The 21,363-nt window shown below is 48.3% G+C and carries 15 protein-coding genes; 2 read left to right on the top strand and 13 right to left on the bottom strand.

All coding sequences use genetic code 11. The features are described 5' to 3' along the window. Window positions 1–417: 417 nt before the first annotated feature. Genes C7R92_RS22640 through C7R92_RS32405 form a run of 6 tightly spaced genes read right to left on the bottom strand, consistent with a single transcriptional unit; the run spans window position 418 to window position 9,897 of the window. On the bottom strand, window positions 418–1,842 hold the full coding sequence (locus C7R92_RS22640) for a phosphoglucomutase/phosphomannomutase family protein (protein ID WP_069849566.1): 1,425 nt from the start codon (window positions 1,840–1,842) through the stop codon (window positions 418–420). Between the two features lie 19 nt (window positions 1,843–1,861). Continuing rightward, window positions 1,862–3,823, bottom strand: a complete 1,962-nt coding sequence (locus C7R92_RS22635) for a glycoside hydrolase family 15 protein (RefSeq protein WP_106835720.1) — start codon at window positions 3,821–3,823, stop codon at window positions 1,862–1,864. Window positions 3,824–3,841: 18 nt separating this feature from the next. After that, entirely contained in the window at window positions 3,842–6,247 is a 2,406-nt protein-coding gene (locus C7R92_RS22630; RefSeq protein ID WP_106835719.1) for a sugar phosphate nucleotidyltransferase, read from the bottom strand. Window positions 6,248–6,277: 30 nt separating this feature from the next. Then, complete coding sequence (locus C7R92_RS22625) at window positions 6,278–9,115, bottom strand: 1,4-alpha-glucan branching protein domain-containing protein (RefSeq protein WP_106835718.1); 2,838 nt, start codon at window positions 9,113–9,115, stop codon at window positions 6,278–6,280. A 14-nt stretch (window positions 9,116–9,129) separates the two neighbouring features. Beyond that, complete coding sequence (locus C7R92_RS22620) at window positions 9,130–9,747, bottom strand: DUF4912 domain-containing protein (RefSeq protein WP_106835717.1); 618 nt, start codon at window positions 9,745–9,747, stop codon at window positions 9,130–9,132. Between the two features lie 3 nt (window positions 9,748–9,750). Beyond that, complete coding sequence (locus C7R92_RS32405; RefSeq protein WP_017249523.1) at window positions 9,751–9,897, bottom strand: hypothetical protein; 147 nt, start codon at window positions 9,895–9,897, stop codon at window positions 9,751–9,753. Window positions 9,898–10,083: 186 nt separating this feature from the next. Here C7R92_RS32405 and C7R92_RS22615 point away from each other — a divergent pair, with 186 nt between their 5' ends. Continuing rightward, window positions 10,084–13,005, top strand: coding sequence for a collagenase (locus C7R92_RS22615; RefSeq protein ID WP_106835716.1), 2,922 nt, complete (start codon window positions 10,084–10,086; stop codon window positions 13,003–13,005). Window positions 13,006–13,081: 76 nt separating this feature from the next. Here the strand turns inward: C7R92_RS22615 and C7R92_RS22610 are convergent, their stop codons facing one another. The 6 genes from C7R92_RS22610 to C7R92_RS22585 all read right to left on the bottom strand — a co-directional run bounded on the left by C7R92_RS22610 (window position 13,082) and on the right by C7R92_RS22585 (window position 19,143). After that, window positions 13,082–13,867 carry a DUF4247 domain-containing protein gene (locus C7R92_RS22610; RefSeq protein ID WP_106835715.1) on the bottom strand — a complete coding sequence of 262 codons (786 nt, stop codon included), beginning with the start codon at window positions 13,865–13,867 and terminating at the stop codon, window positions 13,082–13,084. A 17-nt stretch (window positions 13,868–13,884) separates the two neighbouring features. Further along, window positions 13,885–14,391: a DUF4178 domain-containing protein gene (locus C7R92_RS22605; RefSeq protein ID WP_106835714.1), complete on the bottom strand. Its 507-nt coding sequence runs from the start codon at window positions 14,389–14,391 to the stop codon at window positions 13,885–13,887. 25 nt (window positions 14,392–14,416) lie between these two features. Next, a complete protein-coding gene (locus C7R92_RS22600) occupies window positions 14,417–14,821 on the bottom strand; it encodes a DUF350 domain-containing protein (protein WP_106835713.1) in 405 nt (134 codons plus the stop codon). 66 nt (window positions 14,822–14,887) lie between these two features. After that, entirely contained in the window at window positions 14,888–15,553 is a 666-nt protein-coding gene (locus C7R92_RS22595) for a PspA/IM30 family protein (RefSeq protein ID WP_069849579.1), read from the bottom strand. 142 nt (window positions 15,554–15,695) lie between these two features. Continuing rightward, window positions 15,696–17,924 carry a type IA DNA topoisomerase gene (locus tag C7R92_RS22590; protein ID WP_106835712.1) on the bottom strand — a complete coding sequence of 743 codons (2,229 nt, stop codon included), beginning with the start codon at window positions 17,922–17,924 and terminating at the stop codon, window positions 15,696–15,698. An 85-nt stretch (window positions 17,925–18,009) separates the two neighbouring features. Then, window positions 18,010–19,143 carry a DUF2515 domain-containing protein gene (locus C7R92_RS22585; protein WP_106835711.1) on the bottom strand — a complete coding sequence of 378 codons (1,134 nt, stop codon included), beginning with the start codon at window positions 19,141–19,143 and terminating at the stop codon, window positions 18,010–18,012. On the opposite strand from C7R92_RS22585, the gene shc reads away from it, so the two are divergent. After that, window positions 19,116–21,098, top strand: a complete 1,983-nt coding sequence (shc, locus tag C7R92_RS22580) for a squalene--hopene cyclase (RefSeq protein WP_106835710.1) — start codon at window positions 19,116–19,118, stop codon at window positions 21,096–21,098. The two genes, C7R92_RS22585 and shc, sit on opposite strands and share 28 nt — an antisense overlap. A gap of 9 nt (window positions 21,099–21,107) precedes the next feature. On the opposite strand, the gene C7R92_RS22575 is transcribed toward shc, so the two are convergent. Beyond that, a complete protein-coding gene (locus C7R92_RS22575; RefSeq protein ID WP_017249530.1) occupies window positions 21,108–21,305 on the bottom strand; it encodes a hypothetical protein in 198 nt (65 codons plus the stop codon). Between the last annotated feature and the right edge of the window lie 58 nt (window positions 21,306–21,363).

Here is a 21,363-nt window from a genome sequence, read left to right as displayed (position 1 = left end):
CCCCAGCAGGACGGAGCCTGGAGCCTAGACTGGAAATATTCTTCTCCCCACCGCAGCCACATAACAGGAGCTTTCCGTGTTTCCCCCGCTATTTAAAGCTTTGAAAGAAGGAAGAAATGCCATCCGTTTCGCCAGAGAAGAATATTTCCACACGTAGCGACTTGTGGAGTCCTACCCAGCGGAGAAGGAATGAGCGGGCAAAAGAAACGCAACGTGCCCACGCGACGAAGCGGCTACCACTTTTGCGTTTCCCCGCGAATCCCTTCGGAGCGGACAGTCTCAACCCCCAGCAGGACGGAGCCTGGAGCCTAGACTGGAAATATTCTTCTCTTCCCCGCAGCCACATAACAGAAGCCTTACGTTGTCGTCAAAAAAAGAAGAACCTAGCACATCCATGCAGGCTCTCCCCTTCAGCATTTACACATTAATCTCCAAAAACCATTCGCGAATCGCATCTTGCAACTTCTGCAAAGCCGTCGCATTCGTTGCTTCACAATAGATGCGTACCAACGGTTCTGTGCCAGACGGACGGATCAAGACCCAATGTCCTTCCTCGAGCAACAGCTTGACCCCATCCACTCGTTGAATCTCCAAAACCTGATAAGGACCAATTAGTGCAGGTGGATTGGCGATCATTTGCTGTATCCATTGATCTTTTTCCGGCAATTTCATATCAAGTCGCGTATGGAACAGCTCTCCGAACTGCTCGTATACGTCTCGCAGGATTTGATCAATTCCTTTGTTTTCGTACGCGCACATCTCAGCGAGCAACAAATTGATGAGTACGCCGTCTTTCTCCGGGATGTGACCGAGAATACTGGCCCCGCCACTTTCTTCTCCACCAATGAGCACGTCACCTTTGCGCATTTCCTCACCTACATACTTGAAGCCAACTGGCGTCTCTACCAGTTCAAGACCATAATGCTTAGCCATCCGATCCAATAGATGCGTCGTCGCTACTGTCCTGACAATCCGTCCACTCAAGCCACGATTTTTTCGCAAATGATAGGTCAGCAGGACGAGTGCTTCATTTGGCGTGATGTACTGTCCGAAGCGATCCACGACTCCGAAGCGATCCGCATCGCCGTCATTAGCAAGACCAAGAGATGCTTGGCGTTCTACCACTTCTTTTTTTAGCAAATGCAAATGCTTATCGTTTGGCTCAGGCAAATCTCCGCCAAAAGCCGCATCGGGGACTTCTCGGATTCCGACGTTTTTCACCCCCGCCTCAGACAAAAAACCGCTCACGTAGCCCATACCCGCACCATGCATGGCATCGACAACAACGGACAAGGAAGAGTTTTTCAATACATCCATATTCACCATCCGTCTAAGATGCGCCTCGTAATGAGGACGCAGCACAATGACTTGCAGCAGCTTACGGGCCTTTGCTTCCGCGAGGGAAATCGTACGCACCGATTTCGCCTGGCAGGTTTCGCTGATCCACTCTTCCAATCTTTGCGTGATCACAGGCGTTGCAGGTCCGGCGTACTCCGGAATGTATTTGATGCCGTTATATTCGGGTGGATTGTGACTGGCCGTGATCATGATCGCGCCACTCGCTGCAAAATGCTTCACTCCAAAGGCTACGGCAGGCGTTGGCGCTGCTTCGTTCACCAAATAGGTTCGAATGTCATTCGCGGTCAGGACAGCTGCAACCTCCTCGGCGAAGCGTCTCCCCAAGAACCGTGTGTCGTGCCCGACCAGAACAGGCTGCTCCTGTTGTCCGATTTCTTTGGTATAGCTGGCGATAGCTTGTGCGACAATGCGGACATTCTCGACAGTAAAGCCATCTGCGATTATGTCGCGCCAACCGTCCGTACCGAAACGGATCGTTGTCATCCCCTCATCTCTCCCCTCGTTACCGCAACTCATTCACCTTCTCCAAATAACGCAAAACAGTGGCAACATAAGTAGCATGCGACCACGTCAACGGTGCAACGGATACGGGAGCACCTGTATACGGATCGAGCTGTTCGGATAGCACGCCGCTTTGTAGAGCATGACGTACGACCCAAGCCAATCTGTTCTTTGGCTCTTGGAGTTCATCGAGAGATTTCGCCTTGGCAATTTCCCAATCAGCGACCCATAAGGTGCAAATAATCCATGGATTGCCCGGTACCTTCGCCGTATCATGTGATTTTTTGAAATAGTAATCCCCTTGGTAGCGGGCAATTCCACCGATCGCTGTGTCTACCCGCAAACTCTTTTTGACAGCTTCCATCGTCCGCTCAACTCTCGGATCGTCTACGGAAAACACATCAAGCGCAAACAAGGCGAACAAGCTGCTCTCCACCGTGAAATCTTTTTCGACACTCCCATCTGCTCTTACATATATCCCACGCAAAAAACGCCCGATTTCAGAGTCGTAGAGATGTTTTTCCATTGCTCCACGAATGCGCTCTGCCCCTTCTGTGTAGCGTTTGTAGCGCCGATCATCCCCGAACAGCTGGGCAAAACGAGCCGCAGCCATTAAGCCTGCGAAAACAGTAGCACTGGTAAACGTAAAAATTCCCCGTCGCTCTTCCCATAAGTCGTAGCTTTGTTTTGGGAGTTGCAGCTCTGGATGGACATACTCCAACAAAAAGCGGGCCGCCGGACGAACCAGCGTGGGGTAGAGCGCTTGGCAGTCTTCAATTTGCTTGCCGCTCTTGTATTGCTCCCAGAGCGCATACAGCACGAGTGCCGTCTCATCTTCCTGAATCGGGAGCTGAATTTCTCCGTCAACCATATACGGATGCCAACTAGAGCCGACAGACCCATCTGGATTGTACTTGTGCAGCAAATATCCGTCCTTATTCAATGCGTCCGCGCAAAATCGGAAAAATGGTGCGACCACTCCCGTATAACCCGCTTTCGCCATCGCACTCGCAATCAACGCTCCGTCTCTGGGCCACATGTAGCTGTAATGGTCGCGATTGAATTGGAGAATATCCGAGTCATTCGCAGCGAGAATCGCTCCGTTCTGATCAATTTGCGTGCGCACGAGTAGCAAGCTGGTCTTGTACAGATTGACAACCTCTGCAGGAAGATCAGCAAAGTCCCGCTCTTCCTTATTGACCCAACGTTGCCAATACACCGCGACCCGACTAAGCAAATGTTCCGGATCGCTTTCGAGTACATACTGGTTCAATACTTTAACATCCTCATACGATTCACCAATGCACATCCAGTAAAAGAGCGCCTTCTCTTCTTGCGGTTGCAGTATGAGTGAAAAAGAAATCGTACTATCTACGGAGCCTTGTGCAATTGGATTGCCGGACAAAAGACCATCCTCAGCGTCCCTCCAGGTCCCCTCCGCATAGTTGAACCGCTTGATCCCGACACTATATTGATCGATCCCACCTGTATCCGTTTTTCCATTCGCCATGATGTACACATTGCGCTTGTAATGGTAAATGGTGCGCAGGATAGGATCAAAAACAGCGGTATCTCCTACCTCCGTCTCATTCAAGCTGAAATCGTGATTGAAAAACAGCCTGACCTCTCGCACTTCACTCGTCAAATTCTGAACGCACACCTTTTTCAAATAAATCGGGTCACGCTGATGCACCCCATCTGCAATTTGCAGGGCGATGCCCAGATGTTCATGATGCGCATGAACATCTGTCACCAAAGACTCCTGTCCGTATCCGAGCTTCCGCGTCCAGCCGTCTTCATCCAGCCAGGAAAAGTGACCTTGCACCCAAATACCCAGCTTGCTAAAGTGTCCCCCGACATGATTCAGTTGGCCGACATACGGAAAATAGAGATCTCGCATGTGCAGCTTGTCATCAAAATTAATCAGCAGTTTTCCGTTCCCGACGACGAGCGGTCTCGGCATGCCTTCACGTCCTTTTCGTTATAGGCTGTCGATCTCTCTCTTTTCGTGAAACTGATATTCGGCAATTCGCCTCGCGTAGGAAGAAGCAAGCGTAGCCGCGGTCTCTGCCGTAGCTCCTTGCGAAATCACTTTTACGTGCGAATCCTCTGAATCGGGTAAAATCAGCACCCAGCCGTTCGAATCATATACTTTGATTCCATCGACGAGCTCCAGCAGCTTGCCTTTGTTTTCTTCCATCACTCTGCGCATGACCTTCCCTTTTGCTGTCCATGGGCAAAAGACAGTCTTTTTCTCCATATGGCACGCTGGCAACAGCTCCAGCAGAATGCTGAGCGTTTTTTCTTCGGAAGCGAGGTACGAAAGAATTCTCATGAGACTGTACACGGCGTCAAACATCGGATGAAAGCGCTGTTCGCTCGATACCTCCATCATGGAGCGCGGTGAGACCTTGGTGCGTACAACCTCCATTTGCAACAGCTGGGCCATATGCTCCAATTCGATCGGTGCACTCACAGGAAGCCCGATTCGCCGATGTTGACCACTGCAAGCCAGCAGTTGCAGAGCCGTGATCTGCTCGTTCGAGAGCTTCTCTCCATGCTCAGTAAACAAGGTAAATTGTTCGCCATTTTTATCGAGACGAACGCCTAAATCCGCTCCCTTTTTACGAATACCTTCTTGTATGGAGCTGTAATGTGCAGTGACTCCCAGTGCATGCAAGAGTGGCGCAAGAAAAGTCGGGAAAAATCGCTGTTCACAATCGATCAGGAGGTGGAAGCGCTGACGCTGGATGGACGATACATTCAACTGTTGGACCAAAGCATGAAGATAAGCTTCTTGTACTTGATGCTCGACTTGCAATGCTCCCAATCGATGCAGGTTGCGAACATACGTCTCTTGCCAGTAAGCATTCTCAATTTTACGTTCCATATCACGAGAAATCGGCAACCCAGCATGATCGATGAATTGGATGACAATCTCTTTATCATCGACTGGCTCTGCCATATACACATGAATGCCGCCTTTGCAAGCCAGGGAGCGCACGCCGTATCGGATCAAGGGTGAATTGCCAATCCCGAGATCGACCGTATCAATTCCGGAAGAGCACAAGCTGGTCATGATGCTATGCTTCAATAACTGAGCAAATGGGTGTGAGCATGCCGAGAGCGCAATTTTATCCCCTGCTTGTAGTAAGTACGCGTAGGCAGCAGCAAGTCTAGTGACGAATTCGGGCGTGATGTCGACATTGCCAATGCCCTTGATTCCATGCGTCCCAAACAAATTTTTGGTTTGCTTGGCACCATAGATGAGCGAGGTGGTGACAGTCGCATTTTCACCGACTTCCTTGTCCGGCCAAATTTTGATGCCTGCCTTTACCACCGACTTCGCCCCAATGAAGCATTGGTCTCCAATGACCGCCCCTTCCCCGAGTTGTACGCAATCGCTAATTCGGGTGTTGCGGCAGAGCGTCGTTCCTGTGATCTCAGTTTTTTTCCCAATGACATTATTTTCCCAAACGATCGTCCTGGACAGCTTCGTACCGGAAGAAATCACCGTATTTTTCCCCAGAATGGAATAAGCACCAACGGCAACTCCAGCCTGCAAGTGTACATTTTCACCGATATAGACAGGGCCTTCCAAACGGACCGATGAATCGATGCGAACATCATTTTCCAAGAAAATGCGCGGCGCGATTTCCTGTGCTTTTATTTCGAGATGCACGCGTCCATCCAGCAAATCAAACTGGGCTTGCTGATAAACCTCCAAAGAACCAATATCAGACCAATAACCGCTTGCTTCATATCCGTATAGAGGCTTTGCTGCTTGTAAAAAAGATGGGAAAATTTCCTTACTGAAATCCACTTCCCGCTCTTCTTCTATATAAGACAAGACCTCTGGCTCGCAGACGTATATCCCCGTATTCACCGTATCGCTAAAAACCTCCGCCCAGCTCGGCTTTTCTAAAAAGCGTGTAATACGTCCGCCCTCATCTGTCATGACAACTCCGAATTCCAACGGTGTTTCTACACGAGTCAAAACCAACGTAGCCAGTGCGTTATTTTGCTCATGGAAACGTATGGCTGCCGACAAATCGATGTCTGTCAACGTATCTCCACTGATCACGACAAAGCGCTCATCGAGAAAATCGGCGCAGTTTTTCACGCTGCCTGCCGTGCCCAAAGGAATCGTTTCTTCAAAATAGACGAGCGAAACACCGTAGCGAGATCCATCGCCAAACGTATCGCGGATGACATCAGGCAGATACTGGAGTGTCACTGCTATCTCTGTAATCCCATGCTTTTTCAATAGATCAATCGTGTACTCCATGCAAGGCCGGTTTAAGAGTGGCACCATTGGTTTTGGCGTGTGGCATGTTAACGGACGTAGTCGTGTACCTTTTCCCCCAGCCATGATTACTGCCTTCATCTTCTTTTCTTCCTCCTTCATCGTTGCAATCTATGTTGTCATGCCGCTTCCCGCGGATACGCCAAGTGAACAGTATAGATCGATGGTTTGAGTAGCGAGAATGGTCCAGTTATAAAACTGTTTCACATCTTGCATGGCCGTCTGGGCTAGTTGATGCCGCTGATCGGGGTCGCGCAGTAGCCAGCGGAGTTGATTCGTCAAGGATTCAGGGTCGCCTGTGAACATCATGGCGCCGTTTTCGCCATGGCGAACGATCTCTCGAAGCCCTCCCGTATCCGCAACAAGAACTGGCGTACCTAGCGCCATCGCTTCCAGTGCAACAATTCCAAAAGGTTCATACAAGCTCGGGAATACCGCCACATCAGCCAAGGCGAACAACTCATTTCGCCTAACATCTTCTACGAAGCCCAAGAAGCGGACTTGCTCAAAAAGTCCCATCTGATGAACCAACTGCTTCCACTCGTCTTGCATCGGCCCTCTGCCAGCTATAAGCAACTTCGCATGCGGAAATTCAGCGCGCAGCCTTGCCATGGCTTCCAACAATAGGTGAACACCTTTTTCCTGGACCAAGCGCCCTACAAAAAAGAGGACAGGTCCATCGCCTATCACCAACTCCTGCCGAAGCTGTTCACGATTGACATCCGGTAGAGGAATGAGATCGACACCGTTGTGAATGACACGTAAATGGGATGAAGGTGTTCCGAACAGGCGCATGACTTCCGACTCCATATACTTGCTGCAAACGATCATCGAGTCAGAGCTTTGTGTTAGTGTACGTTCACACTCATGAATCCTTTGCTGCAACGGTGTATGAATGCCTTGATGCCGTCCATGTTCCAAAGCGTGAATCGTGCTGACGAGCGGAAGAGAGTACCTCTGTTTCAGTTCGATCGCTGCCCAACTGACAAGCCAATCATGAGCATGGATGACATCTGGTCGCACTCCGAGTGACCATAGCTTGAAGGTAGCATCGACCATCGCCAAATTCAGTTGAAACACCCATGCCAGAAAGTCAGCTTGTTCAGAAGGAAGGTACGTAGGCAAACGGTGTACGTGAACGCCTTCCATCGTCTCATCTATGGAGCATGAATCTGCCGAACCTGTCAGCACATGCACCACGATTCCTTGCTGGACAAGATGTCTGGCGAGATCGTAGACAGCCCGACCAAGCCCCCCTACCACATGAGGGGGAAATTCCCATGCAAGCATCAAAACTGTTTTTATCGAAGACTGATCTTGCGTAGCCGCTACCAATTGACGCGATACGTTCACTCTATGCATTTGTTTAGGCAAATAGAACGTGATATCCAAGTCAGGAAAGATCGGAAAGTCAGCTTCTGCTTGCGTAATTGCCTCTTCATCCAGTTGATGCTCTCGATACATCGCCAAGAGAGCCCGCATGCGAACCAAATGATCATGAACGCGTTGCACCGCATACGGGGTGACCGTTTGACCGTCTAAAATAAACGCCCAATCACTGCTTTGGGCTAGCATCAATTCGCGTGCTGCCTGCTTGAGGCACCGTAAGGCAAGCGGATCTCCTTTCTTTTCAGAAAAGGTAGTAATCGCTCCAATCAGTTCCCGCTCTGCTTGATGCAAATGCCTGTATATCCAGCCATTGTTCTCGTTCAGCCAGACTTCTCCGTAGCCATTTCTCCCCCACGTAGACATAGGCAAGTGACCGCGATCCTGCTCTGGATACTCCTCCAAATATTCAGATGGTGTCATTAATTTCACGTCTTTTGAATCACAAACCGTTTTTCGCATGAGGTCATCTAGAAACTGTGGACCCTCGAACCACCAATGACCAAACAATTCCGCATCATAAGTGGCGACGACCAACGGCTTGCGATCCATCCAGTGACTGGCTTCCTCCACTTGACGCTCTCGGTGATACAGGAAATGTCCCGCATGAGACGCTGCTTTTTCCCGCGCCCAGCTTGGCTCATACCAGTCTTTATCCCCTGCTTTTCCGGTGATCCGATAATATTTCAAACCGGTATGCACGCGAATGCCGTCAGGATGGATGTACGGTTCGATGTAGCTCATCTCCCTGTCAAATCCGATATCCCGGTAATATTCACGATAATCATAGTCCCCTGGATAACCATCGATTGAGCTCCATACCTGGCGGGAAGCCACTTCATCACGGGCAAAGGCAGCCACTTCATGCGGCGTGAACAAGGGAGCCAACACCCCTCTGCGAGGTAAAGGCGTCGCATGCTCTATCGTGTGACTGTCTACAAAGAAATACCGAAGCCCTGCCTCTTTTAGCAAACGATCCAATCCAGGTGTATACCCGCACTCTGGCAGCCAAATTCCCTTCGGACGTCTTCCCAGAATCCGCTCATGTGTATCGATGCCCACCTGGAGCTGAGCCCGAATCGCCTCTTCTGTTTCCACAAAGGGCAAGAAGGAGTGCGTGGCTGCGCAAGTGATGAGTTCGAGGCATCCGCTATCCTCGATATGCCTAAAGGCCTTGATTAGTTGAAAATCCCACTTGCGGCAATAGGCAATGATGCTTCGAAAGCGCTCCACGTACATTTTGGCGATACGGTGTTCTTCGGGTTGACCTGCGGTGCGTTTGACTTCCTTCCCAGCCAATTCAACGGTCTTCGTTAGATGTGTGCGAAAGCGTGTCACGATCAGATCATCTTCTAGCATGGAAAGTAATGTCGGAGAAATAGCAAGGGTCATGCGAAAAGCGATGCCGTCTGAGAGGAGCCTGTCGAAAACCATGAGCAAGGGAAGATAGCATTCCAGCATGGCTTCATACACCCAGCGCTCTTCCAGGCGATCGTCCCGATCCCCGTGTCGGACATAAGGCAGATGGGCATGCAACACGAGGGAGAGATAACCTTTGTGCACAAATGACACCTCACTTATTTTGATGTTTTGGTATACAACGAGTAGGAGGAAAAGTTCTCAAACCAGGAAGGTGTAGCTGAATCGTGGACGGGCTCAACGAACGATTCCCCCCAGCTAGCTTTTGAGTTCCGCGGGGTAATTGCCGTTTCCGAGCGTAAAATCGGACAAAACCGATTGTGTTCATATAAACCAAAATCAACAATGTATGTACGTCCTGGCTCTACATCATTCACGTACCAGGAATGAGCCTCTTCATGTACGAGCACATCTCGGACGGAATGTGCATTTTTTCCATCAAATAAGCATTCCGTGACATCATACAGACGCAAGCCCTTCTGGATGTGACGATAATCGGCTTGCAGGTAGGATGCGACCATTCTCATGCGGGGCCAAGTGATTTCCCAATAGACGAATAGCACAGTCGGTCCTTGTACCATGACTTTGACAATGTCCCGACCATAAAACGCAGGCAATTGCCATTCCAATTCCGTTTTAGCGGGAGGTGGTGTCACTGGCTTCGCACGGTCTTTTTGCAGGCGATACTTAACTTGACCGATCGTTAAGCCGCACTCTTTGGCAATTTGTGCAATGGACATGGATCGTGAACGCAGTTCGAGAATTTTTTCCAGCATCTTCTAGCACTCCCCTCCGCCAACTTCACCTATCTGTGCTTTCCCAATGTCAATCATAGCCAATGCTGCTAACAAAGACTGTCGAATGCTGGATGCACATCCTTTCTTCTTTTGTCGATCAACAATCATGTTTTCGTCATAGGCAAACAAAAGTCGCTCTCCTTCCATTCTTACAAAGCTACTTCTCTAGACATTCTTTTCTTTTTACCAAATAGGAAGAAAGAGCTACATTCCGTCATCTTTTGTTTTATTTGTAAGGATTTTCATATTGGATACCGATACTATAAAATATTCAATTTCACTACCAAAATGAATGAAAAAGGAGTCAACGAAAGAATGAATCGATCATGGATTAGCATGGTAACAGCAGGATCAATTGCAATTTCAACGGTAGCAGCAGGCTTGCCACTAGCAGCTCAAGCCAAAAGCACGCCGCCGAGCCCATCCCAAGAGCGCAATGATTCGCAGATCGGTCATACACCCGTTCAAGAAAACATGTCGAAGAGTCAGTTACGCCAAGCAGCCAAACAGGAGAAGTACAGCATCTCCCACCTAAATACATTGGACAATTCAGAGCTTGTTGAATTGTTGAAGGAAATCAGTTGGACGCAAATCCCTGAGCTGTTTACTTACAACGACGACACCCAGGAATTTTATGAAGATCGGGAGCGGGTTCAAGCCATCATCGATGCCTTGCAAGAGAGTGGCAAGAACTTCACCAAGGATGACGAGCAAGGCATACATACATTTGTAGAAGTTTTGCGTTCGGGGTATTACTTGGGGTATTACAACGACGGCTTAAAGTATTTGATGGAGCCAAAGTATAAGCAAAAAATTATTCCAGCACTTCAAGCAATTACCTCCAACCAAAATTTCACCTTAGGTACAAAGACTCAAAATGAAATCATCAGTTCTACGGGAAAATTAATTAGCAACACGACTGTTGATTCTGAGACAATCGGTCTTCTGTCAAAAGTAATGGCGGACTTTAACGAGGATCGGGATAAATGGTCAGATGATCGCGAAGCAAGCGAGGCTTTTTACAGCGTCCTTCAAGGTGTTGGCTATGTTCTGATTTGGGGAGTAGATGATTCAGAAAGAGATGAACTGAAAGGCAGCATCGATGCATTTCTCGACCCCATTTTTGACATGGCGGAAAATGGTGACACCTCCGCTGATCATGTATGGCTGACGAACAATGCCTTGTATTACACAGGGAAATTAGGTAGCTATTACAGTGATCCAGACAAAGCCAATGACATATTGACGAAAACGATGAGAACTTATAAAAAGTGGAGCGAGCCATACTTCACAGCCGCGCAACAAATCGCGGAAACATATGGCGAGGATGCCAATGGAAAAAAAATCGACCTCGAGGAAATGAAAAAAGAAGGGAAAAAGCATTATCTTCCGCAGCAATTTACTTTTGATGACGGAGCGGTTGTGTTCAAAACGGGAGATAAACTAACAGAAGAACAGGTTGAGCGCTTGTATTGGGCATCCAAGGAAGTGAAGGCACAATTTCATCGTGTCATTGGCAATGACAAGGAGCTCGAGAGCGGTAATCCGGATGATGTACTGACCATTGTCATCTACAATACGCCTGATGAATATAAAATGAATCGCTTCCTGTACGGATACGACACAGATAATGGTGGTATCTACATTGAGGGTACTGGTACTTTCTTCACCTACGATCGGACAAAAGAACAAAGCATCTACAGTCTAGAAGAGCTGTTCCGTCATGAATTCGTCCACTATTTGCAAGGTAGATATGAAGTGCCGGGCATGTGGGGAAAGGGAGAAATTTATGAAAACAGCCGCTTGCCTTGGTATGAAGAAGGCGGAGCCGAGTTTTTCGCAGGTGCTACCCGAACGGAAGGAATCAAGCCTCGCCAATCCGTTGTAGGCAATATCCGAAATGCAGCGCCTTATCTCGATTACACTGCGGCAGATATGATGCGTGCCAAATACGGAACCATGGCATTCTACGACTACTCATTCGCGCTTCAGTACCATATGTTCAAGAATGATTTTGCTCGTCTGGATAAAATCAATGATACGATCCGTTCCAATGATGTATCTGCTTATGATGACTTAATCGAAGAATTCAGCCGTGATCGCGCTCTTGAACGTGGCTATCAAGAAACGTTAGAAGAATTGATCGACCAGTATGAAGAGTTGGATGTTCCTCTCGTTTCAGATGATTACTTACAAAAAGTGGACGTGACGAACAAAGACGAGGTTTATCGTCAAATCGCAAAGGTTGCCTCTCTGACCGATGTAAAAACAGATGAAAAAGACTCTGGAGAATTCCGTAGCTTCACGTTGCGTGGGGTTTATACAGGTGGAGCTTCCCAAGGAGAATTTCAGGATTGGCAAGAAATGAACCGCCTCTCAGATGGATTCCTCAAGGAGTTATCGGGTCTTTCCTGGAATGGCTATGACACGGTTACGAGCTACTTCACCAATTATCGTACGACAAAAGATGGACGCTTTGCCTATGATGTCGTGTTCCACGGGAAGCTGGCTCATGAAGATGGTACCGAGACAGAGAATCCAACGCCTAACCCTGACGAAACGTCTATTTCATTGGGTAAGCAGATTACAGGTATCGTCAATCTTCAAAAACCGAGCCAGGAGTTCCGTCTCGATGTGAAATCAGCCCAACAACTTCAAGTAGAGATGGAAACAAAGCATGGGGATGGAGTGGCGTGGCTAGTATTCCACGAGTCTGATAAGCAGAACTACATCGCCTATCCCAACAAGCGCGAAGGCAACAAGCTGATCGGATCATTCGATGCGAAACATGGGACTTACTATGTGACTGCTTATACGTATGGTACAGGGCAAGAGGACCAAACGTTTACCTTAGTGGTTACGGGTGAAGATAGCCCACAAGAGCAACTCTATCAAGAAAGCGAGAGCAATGATTCTATCGAGCAAGCAAATGGTCCATTGCCGATAGGTACGACTGTTTCAGGCGACATGAAAGGAAACGACTGGCAAGATATTTTTGCCTTCCAAGTAGATAAACCAGAAGAAATACGTATTTCTCTGAACCCCGAGCAGGGACAAGGTGTGACTTGGGTGCTATTCCACGAAGGAAATCCAGATCAGCCTGTATCGTACCCGCAAGAGGTGGAAGGAAATCTGCAAAGTGCCCATTATCAAGTAAAGCCAGGCCGCTACTACTTGTATGTGTACAAATATCAAAATGAAGATGTTGTGTATACGGTAGAGACCAAGCAGCGCTAATCCGAAGAACAAAAACACCCCCAAACGAGCTACAAGAATCGTTTGGGGGTGTTCGTTTCTGTCCTATTTTTTACAGTTATCGACGCTTTGTAATTCGCCCCGAGCCCCCTACCTTCGTTCGTGGGGGCGATTTACTTTTCGGCGGAGAAAAGCTCGAGCGCTTGAATGAGACAGAATCACTCGACTTCGACGAACTGCTGGAAGAACGAATAATTTTACCTGAACTACCGCTAGACGACTCCCCCTGCTTCTTGAAAAGGCTGCCGTCAGAACCTACCGTACCATCCGTGTTCTTCGCATTACCCCGTTTGAAAATACTTCCCGTACCCTCTTTGGTAATCGGCGGCGCTACTTTTTTGTCCTCGGTTGTAGGCACGCGATACGTTCCGGAAGGCTTGTATATATCCTTGCTATTGTAGCCACGATAACTGCCCTTTGTACTTTTCTTAAGCCCATCGAACAAATCATCCAGTACGCTGGCTACAATGTATCCCTGCAAAAACGAAGAATCGTAGTTTTGCCGGACGTACTCTTTGCTGTCGACCTCGATCAACGTATCCGTCGGCTTGGCAGCGTCTTGCTGCAAATGGTATACCTCATCCGAATAAATGAGGAACATATGCTGCGGATCTTCTTTGGAGATTTCAGCTGGCGTATTCTGCTCCGCCAGCTCCAAGGCCACTTCCGGTACAGTCTTGTCTTCCGCACGATAGATGCGTGACGACTGTCCATTGTCTTTGGTAGAGACAGATTCAAGCGGATACGTCTCGCCAACCGCAGGACTGCCACAACCCGCTAGCGTAAGGAGGAACAAGGCCGGAATCAGCAGGAGCTTGATTGATTTCATCCATGGATTTGGCATGTACTTGTCCCTCCTTTCTATGCTCCGCGCAGTACCTGCACGTCCGCTGGCAGAACACTTTCTCCCTCATAGAGCATGAAACGGCCATCCTGCCACTCGATTCGCAGCAACTGGCGTTGATCCGATTGGAATTGCCAGATGTACTGCTCCCCTGACGTATGAAAAGGGGCTTTCCCCGCAACCTGAACGGAGCCATTATATTGCTCCTCCAAATGGTAGGTGACATCGTCCATCTCGATTGTGGTCGGCACTTCGTCTATTGAATCCAGTCGTCCATCAATCACGCTATACAGCTGATAGACAATCTTTTCCCGTTCCTCGATGTACAGGTAGCGAATAGTCGTTCCATCCTGTAACGTAAGCATCGTAGCTTTGCGACTCGCATTGCTCGCCTTCCCTATTACTTGATAGGTAACGAGCGATACATCGACTACATCCCCCGGTCCCACCGTCAGGATGCTCTTCTCCAGTGCAGGAGGCTCATGCTTGGCAAAAATATTTTGGATTCGCTTCATCAAACTCATGCTGTACTCCCTTCCCTTTCACGTCTTACAAACATGCAGCTATAATCAGTGCACCCACGAGATGGAATGAACCAGCCATCATGGCATATGCCACTTTTCCTTCCTGCGTCCCTTTTTCCAGGTCCAGTCCGGCCACTTGCTTTAACAGCCATTCCACGATTCTCTCCAAAAGGAACAGAATGATAAATGAGAGCACAGAAACGAGTAGTGCTATCCACAATAAATTGGAGGTAATAATGGATTGCGATAAGATATATCCTTGCGCAAACAGCTTCATGACAAAACGCGTCGTGACCGCGATGTTTCCATTTTTGATTTCCGTGATGTCCTTGTATTTCGTAAACAACGAATCGATCCACATCAAAACAAAAAGTAAAATGCCACCGGCTCCTGTCCAAACCAGCATCCCTAGTATTTCTGTCCACGTCAAAGCGAATCACTCCACTTTCGTCAAGGTGTTTAAGGTCTGAAAAAAAGGGAAACCGCCTGAAGCGGTTTACCCCTCATATTTTTTCATCAGAGCAGCCAGTTCGTCCTCAACGGCCTGATCCTTATTCAGCTTCGCAATTTCATCATCTAAAGAGCTCTGTTTTTTGTAAATCTCGCCGCTGGCTTCTGCTTCTGCTTCCATTTGCAGTGCTTTTTCTTCCATGCGTTTCAAGCCAGACATAGCCGAGTTCGTGTCGAAGCCACCCATCGCCTGGTTGATCGTCTTTTGCGCTTTGGCTGCATTGACACGGGCAACTAATGTTTCGCGCCTGTTTTTCAGCTCGGTAATCTGTTTTTTCATTTCAGCCAGCTTCTCGCGCAATCCGTCAGCTGCCAGCTTGTTTTTCTCGTAGCTGTCCTTGTATTCGTTCATTTTTTGCTCGGCGGCTTTCTTTTCCTCCAAAGCTCGTCGAGCCAGATCAATGTTCTGCGCTTGTGCTGCGATGTGAGCTTGTTCTTCACGCTTTTTCACCAAGGCTTCCTGTTCTTCATACAGCACCTTGAATTTCTTTTCCAAAGCAATTTGGGCGGCAACCGCTTTCTCTGCTTCGTTCAAGTCTTCTTGCATATCACGCAAATACTGGTCTGTCATTTTAATTGGATCTTCTGCTTTCTCAATCAAAGCGTACAAATTGGACATGGTCAAATCACGGAGTCTTTTAAAAATGGACATGGATTTATTCCTCCTTGAGTACGTACCAGGTTGTTCGGCCTATGTTGCCGTCCCCGTTATACATGTAATTACGATAATTACGCAAGTAAGTTTCAACAATTTATTTTTTTATTGTTTTTCGTAGTGCGCGGCGATTTCGTCGTTACTCGAAAGTAAGTTCGCCCGATTCTACACTTTTCAAAATAAGTTTTGCTTGAAATTGTGTCCCATCCTGACGTTCCAGCTTCATTTTACCCGTTTTGCCTTTTTCAATGAGCGCTTTAATCTGTGTATCCGTCAGCATACGTCCATAGTTCTCTTTCCATATGACGAATTTACAGCCCACGTTATAATTCGAACAACCGTAACCTTTGCGTCCCATGAAAATAGAGCCTCCGCAACTCGGTCGTGGACATTTGGTGATGATACTCGACGCTGTACTAGTGGTCTTTGCTACCGTTCGAGATGAGGATCTGCCTGTACTTCGCCCACCAGCTCGTCCTCTTGTTTTCGATGATCCTTTCTGAGTGGTTCTCTCACTCTCAAACAAGGTCTTCTCAGCACGAGATTGTACGCGAACCTTTTCTACGATCATCGTAGCGAATTTCTTCACATTCTCCATGAACTGCTTGTCGGAGGCGGTCCCTCGGGAAATCTCATTCAAGCGGCGCTCCCAATGCCCCGTCATTTCAGGAGAGGTTAATAGTTCGATCCCTGCTCCCCTAATCAATTCGATAACGGTACGGCCTTTTAGCGTAAGTTGAACCCTTTTCCCCTGCATTTCAACGTATCCGACCTTTTTCAGTCGTTCGATGGTAGCGGCACGAGTTGCTGGGGTTCCCAGACCAGATTCTTTCATCGCATCACGCAGTTCCTCGTCCTCGATTTGCTTGCCTGCGCTTTCCATGGCCTTGAGAAGCGTTCCTTCCGTAAAATGCTTGGGCGGCTGTGTTTCTTTCTCCTTTACCATAGCATCCGAGCATACTACGCTGGCATCAGGTTGAATGACAAAAGGCTCATTAACTTCAATCTCTTCTTTATCCTCTTCTTCTTTGGCCGCACCTTTCCCATTCTTGGGCTTTTCCTTCTGCTGATCAGCATAAATAATCTTCCAACCGAGACTTTTCCGTTCTTTCACCGACGTTTTGAATAATTCTTTTTCCACTTCGGTTATGACCGTATGCATCTTATATTCAGCTGGTGGATAAAACTGTGACAGAAAGCGGCGAACGATCAAATCGTATAACTTTTGCTCATCTGGCGTAAGCCCTGTAGCCTTACGATTTGTCGGCAGGATCGCATGGTGGTCGTCTACTTTTGCTGGATTACATATAAATTTGTTGCCTTTATGAACCAAACTACGGTTTGCACCCTTTACCAAATTGTCATAGGCAGTGCCTTGCAAGGACGACAAGGTGTTGTGCATTTCAGGAATATTTTGCTCTGTCACATAGTTGGAATTCGTCCGCGGATATGAGATCACCTTGTGTTTTTCATAGAGTGCCTGTGCTAAATCCAAGGTTTTCTTGGCGGAAAAACCGTACTTGCCATTGGCCTCACGTTGCAGCAATGTCAGGTCATACAACTTGAATGGATACTCCTTGGTATCCTTTACTTCGTAGGATGTGATCCGCCCTTGTTTTCCTTTCACTTTACGAGCCAACATTTCTGCTTTAGATGGATCGGTTAAGCGATCACCTTGCCAAATACCCTTATACGCCCTTTCACCCTGCGAAAAATGCCCTTCCACTTGAAAAAACGTAACCGATGAGAAAGCCTCAATCTGTTTCTGTCGATCATAAATGAGAGCAAGGACAGGTGTCTGTACTCGTCCGACAGAAAGGAGCGCGTTATGTTTGGTCGTAAATGCACGTGAGCCATTCATGCCGATGAGCCAATCTGCTTCACTACGGGCTTTTGCTGCCCTCGTTAAGTTTTCATAGGCTGCGGCATCTTTCATCTCCGCAAATCCTTTCCTGATCGTTTCAGGGGTCAAGTCCGAGATCCAAAGCCTTTTAACGGGTTGACTCAATTTTAGATGTCGCTGGATGAGTGAAAATATGTGTTGACCTTCCCGCCCGGCATCGCATGCATTAATCAGCAGATTGCTTCGTTTGGCCAACTGCCCGATCATTTTTAGCTGATCGAATGTTTTCCGATTGGGCACTAGCTTAAATGGATCGGGAATAATAGGAAGATCATTGATGTTCCACTTTTTATATTTTTGGTCGTACGCCTCCGGTTCCGCTAGTTCAATTAAGTGCCCGATTGCCCACGTAATGATGTATTTTTCACCTTCTAAATAGGTGCGGTTATTTTTCGCTTTAGGATCTATTGCGGCGGCAATATTTCGTCCCATGTCAGGTTTCTCCGCAATAATTAGTGTCTTCAAATGATAATCGCTCCTTCTAAAACGCTCTAAGCAACCCGTCGAGGTGCAGTCTTACGTTCTGGATTCCTCTCTATTTTACTACAAGTTAGCCAAGTATTCTCGTTCTGGCTGCGACAGCCCACTCGATTTTTGCTAACGCCTGGCAATACGCCTCACTCATCTCTCCTGCATTTGTTGTCTCCTGTGTTCGAATCAGCAAACGCCATACGTCGCTCTTGTTTTGGTACCAATCTAACTCTTTTGGTGGCTCATGGTGGATAGGTCTCCAAACTTGACGCAGCGCTGGGGAAAACAGCCGCTTTGCCCCTGATCGCAGCTGACAGTTCATTAGTTTTACCTGATAAGGCTTGCCAGGAGCTATATCATTCACATCGTGAAAAAGATGGGGCCAATAATCTTTTCGCGAACCTGTATGTGGCTGTTCCAATGCCCAAGCGTACGCTGCCTCCTGCCTATTTGTATCTCCGAACAGCAGACTGTACAGCCTTTTTCCCAAGCTGATTCTCTCTGGTAAGGAGGCAAAATGAAACACTCGCTCACCAGCGAGCTGCAAGGAGCTGCCCTGCTCATCAGCCACTTTCCGATGGGGAAGCAAGATCATATTCAGTTGCAAAAGCTCCTGCAGGGCAAACGGAATTGTGCGGACAACTGAATTTTGATAACCCGACTCTTTCATGACCTGTTCTTCCAAGTAGTTTTGTTCATTGATAATCAAGCCAATGGTGAGCAGCTCTTTGTCAGTTGTCTTCCAATAATGATTCCAGATCGCCTGCATGAAAGTAGAGACGCCCAGATGAGGCAGTATATGAAAAAGGTTGGTCTGTCGCCTGACACTCTCTTCATACAGTAACAATTGAGGGTACGCATCGTGAAAAATCAGCCAGTTTCCCCGCTCCAAAAACAAAAAATAATCCTGCTGCTCTTTTATTCGAAGCAAGCGAGGCAATAATTCTCCCCGCAAATCGGTCATACTCCATCCCGCATTGCGCGATACGAGATGTGCCAATAGCACCCAATGAATTTGTGGATGCTTTTGATAAAACGACAAATAGGCGCGCGTTCTGTCTATGTTGTCACGGTTGTGGGCGAGCGTCTCCTGTCTAATCCTCTCTACCGTCTTTTGATCTTGCGCTGGCAATGGTGCTGTCGCCGTACGGACTCTCCCCAAATTCATGGCAAGCGGCAGACGTGATGCGTATTGGTACCACGACAAACCCATCGATGCTCTTCCCCCTCTCTTCCTTAGGCGATGTATTTTATCGGGAGGTGAATGAGTTGCGCGAAGTCCAGCAAGAAATTAATCGCATTCAAGCCTTTTTGTTACAGCGCCAACAAGCGGATGGCACTTGGCGCTTTTGTTTGGAAAGCTCACCGATGACAGATTCTCACATGATCATCCTATTGCGCACGCTAGGTATTCATGATGAGCATTTGATGGAGAAGCTCACTGCTCACATCACGTCTCTCCAACACGATAATGGGGCATGGAAGCTGTACCCTGACGAGCATGAAGGCAATCTGTCTACCACCATTGATTCGTATTACGCCCTTCTGCTATCTGGCAAATATACGAAGGACGAACCGAGAATGGCTCTGGCTCGCTCGTTTATTTTGGAAAAGGGTGGGCTGACACACGCGAACATGCTGACCAAATTCTCTACAGCCTTGACAGGCCAATACCAGTGGCCCTCGCACTTTCTCGTTCCCGTCGAGATTGCTCTATTTCTCCCGAGCTTCCCTGTCAGCTTTTACGATTTTGTCGGGTACGCACGTGTCCATCTTGCCCCCATGATGATTGTGGCTGATCGCAAATATGCAAAAAAGCCTGACAATGCGCCAGACTTGTCCGATCTATACGCAGATACACCTATCTCTCGCGGTCTATATCCGCATCGATTCCTAGAGAATTTCCTCAAAGAGGGGCAATCGTTCCTCGCCTCTATCCATGATTCCTTGCAGCGTCTCCCCTTTTTACCCGGTCAACTACACAAGCTCGCCCTACGGCGCCTAGAACAATACATCCTGGCGCGAATCGAGCCGGACGGTACTCTGTACAATTATTCGACCTCTACCTTTTTCATGATTTTTGCGCTGCTCGCTCGAGGGTTTTCTCCGAAAGATCCACTCATCCAAAAAGCGATGCAGGGGCTTTCAGATAGTGTCTACGTTTATGAAAACGGCGCACACTTGCAGCTGGCTACCTCAGCCGTCTGGGACACCGCGCTCTTGACTTCTTCTCTGCAAAAAAGCGGACTTTCTACCACACACCCCGCCATTCAAAAAGCAAACCGTTACCTTCTCCAAAAGCAGCAGCATACGTACGGTGACTGGAAAATTCGCAATCCAAAAGGAAAGCCTGGCGGTTGGGGCTTTTCTGACTACAACACCATGAACCCCGATATTGATGATACGACGGCAGCTCTGCGCTCTCTGCGCCTGCTCTCCCGTACGGATATAACAACAGCAGCCGCTTGGAAGCGCGGTCTCGAATGGCTCTTGTCCATGCAAAACGACGATGGGGGCTGGCCTGCTTTTGAACGAAACACAGACGCTGATTTCATTCGCCAGCTGCCGATCGAAGGAGCCGATACCGTCAGTACAGATCCGTCCTCTGCCGATTTGACAGGGAGAACCTTAGAATTCCTCGGAAACTATGCCGGGCGTACACTGACTGACCCCCATGTAGAAAAAGGAGTCCGCTGGCTTCTCAACCATCAAGAAGCAAACGGCTCCTGGTATGGACGTTGGGGAATTGCTTACCTATACGGTACATGGGCTGCAATTACCGGGCTGATGGCGGTTGGCTTTTCCCCTACTGATCCCGCCATTCAAAAAGCGGTTGCGTGGCTGGTTGCCAACCAGAATCCCGACGGCGGCTGGGGTGAATCTTGCCAAAGCGACCAGAAAAAAACGTACGTCCCCCTCGGAGCAAGTACTCCCTCGCAGACGGCATGGGCAACCGATGCACTGATAGCCGTGTCGTCAAAGCCGACAGCAGAGCTACAACGCGGGATTCGCCATTTGCTCACTCACAATCAAGCAAATGACTGGACGACTCGCTACCCGACTGGCGGGGGACGTCCTGGCGGTACTTACTTTGCTTATCACAGCTATCGTTGGATTTGGCCGTTGCTGGCTCTCAGCCACTACCAGGCGAAATACGCGAACACGTAAAAAACACTACTACCCTCTTCGCAAACCAAGGTCTAACGGCTGGAGAGGAACCTGGGGTGATAAAATTACGGCATGTGGAGGCGTATCAAAAATGGAGTAGCAGGAGAGGACATCGGTGTCCCCAATCAGCACAATCGACGACTTAGTTACTCCACCAAAACTGAAATCACCGACGTCTATTTTTTTATTTGTCACCTTCATATTCATGGAATTTTTTCTCCTTTTCCTAAACTCGCGCCTATCCAAATATCGTATGCTGCTCGCA

The sequence above is a fragment of the Brevibacillus porteri genome (genome assembly GCF_003013475.1).
Taxonomy (GTDB): domain Bacteria; phylum Bacillota; class Bacilli; order Brevibacillales; family Brevibacillaceae; genus Brevibacillus; species Brevibacillus porteri.
This window is presented reverse-complemented; position numbering and strand designations above follow the sequence as displayed.

What these genes read in the sequence shown, in the direction of transcription:
- C7R92_RS22640 (WP_069849566.1), bottom strand. Translation starts at nt 1,842, where the DNA reads ATGACAACGATCCGTTTCGGTACGGACGGTTGGCGCGACATAATCGCA.
- C7R92_RS22635 (WP_106835720.1), bottom strand. Translation starts at nt 3,823, where the DNA reads ATGCCGAGACCGCTCGTCGTCGGGAACGGAAAACTGCTGATTAATTTT.
- C7R92_RS22630 (WP_106835719.1), bottom strand. Translation starts at nt 6,247, where the DNA reads ATGAAGGCAGTAATCATGGCTGGGGGAAAAGGTACACGACTACGTCCG.
- C7R92_RS22620 (WP_106835717.1), bottom strand. Translation starts at nt 9,747, where the DNA reads ATGCTGGAAAAAATTCTCGAACTGCGTTCACGATCCATGTCCATTGCA.
- C7R92_RS22615 (WP_106835716.1), top strand. Translation starts at nt 10,084, where the DNA reads ATGAATCGATCATGGATTAGCATGGTAACAGCAGGATCAATTGCAATT.
- C7R92_RS22610 (WP_106835715.1), bottom strand. Translation starts at nt 13,867, where the DNA reads ATGCCAAATCCATGGATGAAATCAATCAAGCTCCTGCTGATTCCGGCC.
- C7R92_RS22605 (WP_106835714.1), bottom strand. Translation starts at nt 14,391, where the DNA reads ATGAGTTTGATGAAGCGAATCCAAAATATTTTTGCCAAGCATGAGCCT.
- C7R92_RS22595 (WP_069849579.1), bottom strand. Translation starts at nt 15,553, where the DNA reads ATGTCCATTTTTAAAAGACTCCGTGATTTGACCATGTCCAATTTGTAC.
- shc (WP_106835710.1), top strand. Translation starts at nt 19,116, where the DNA reads ATGCGTATTGGTACCACGACAAACCCATCGATGCTCTTCCCCCTCTCT.
- C7R92_RS22585 (WP_106835711.1), bottom strand. Translation starts at nt 19,143, where the DNA reads ATGGGTTTGTCGTGGTACCAATACGCATCACGTCTGCCGCTTGCCATG.
- C7R92_RS22575 (WP_017249530.1), bottom strand. Translation starts at nt 21,305, where the DNA reads ATGAATATGAAGGTGACAAATAAAAAAATAGACGTCGGTGATTTCAGT.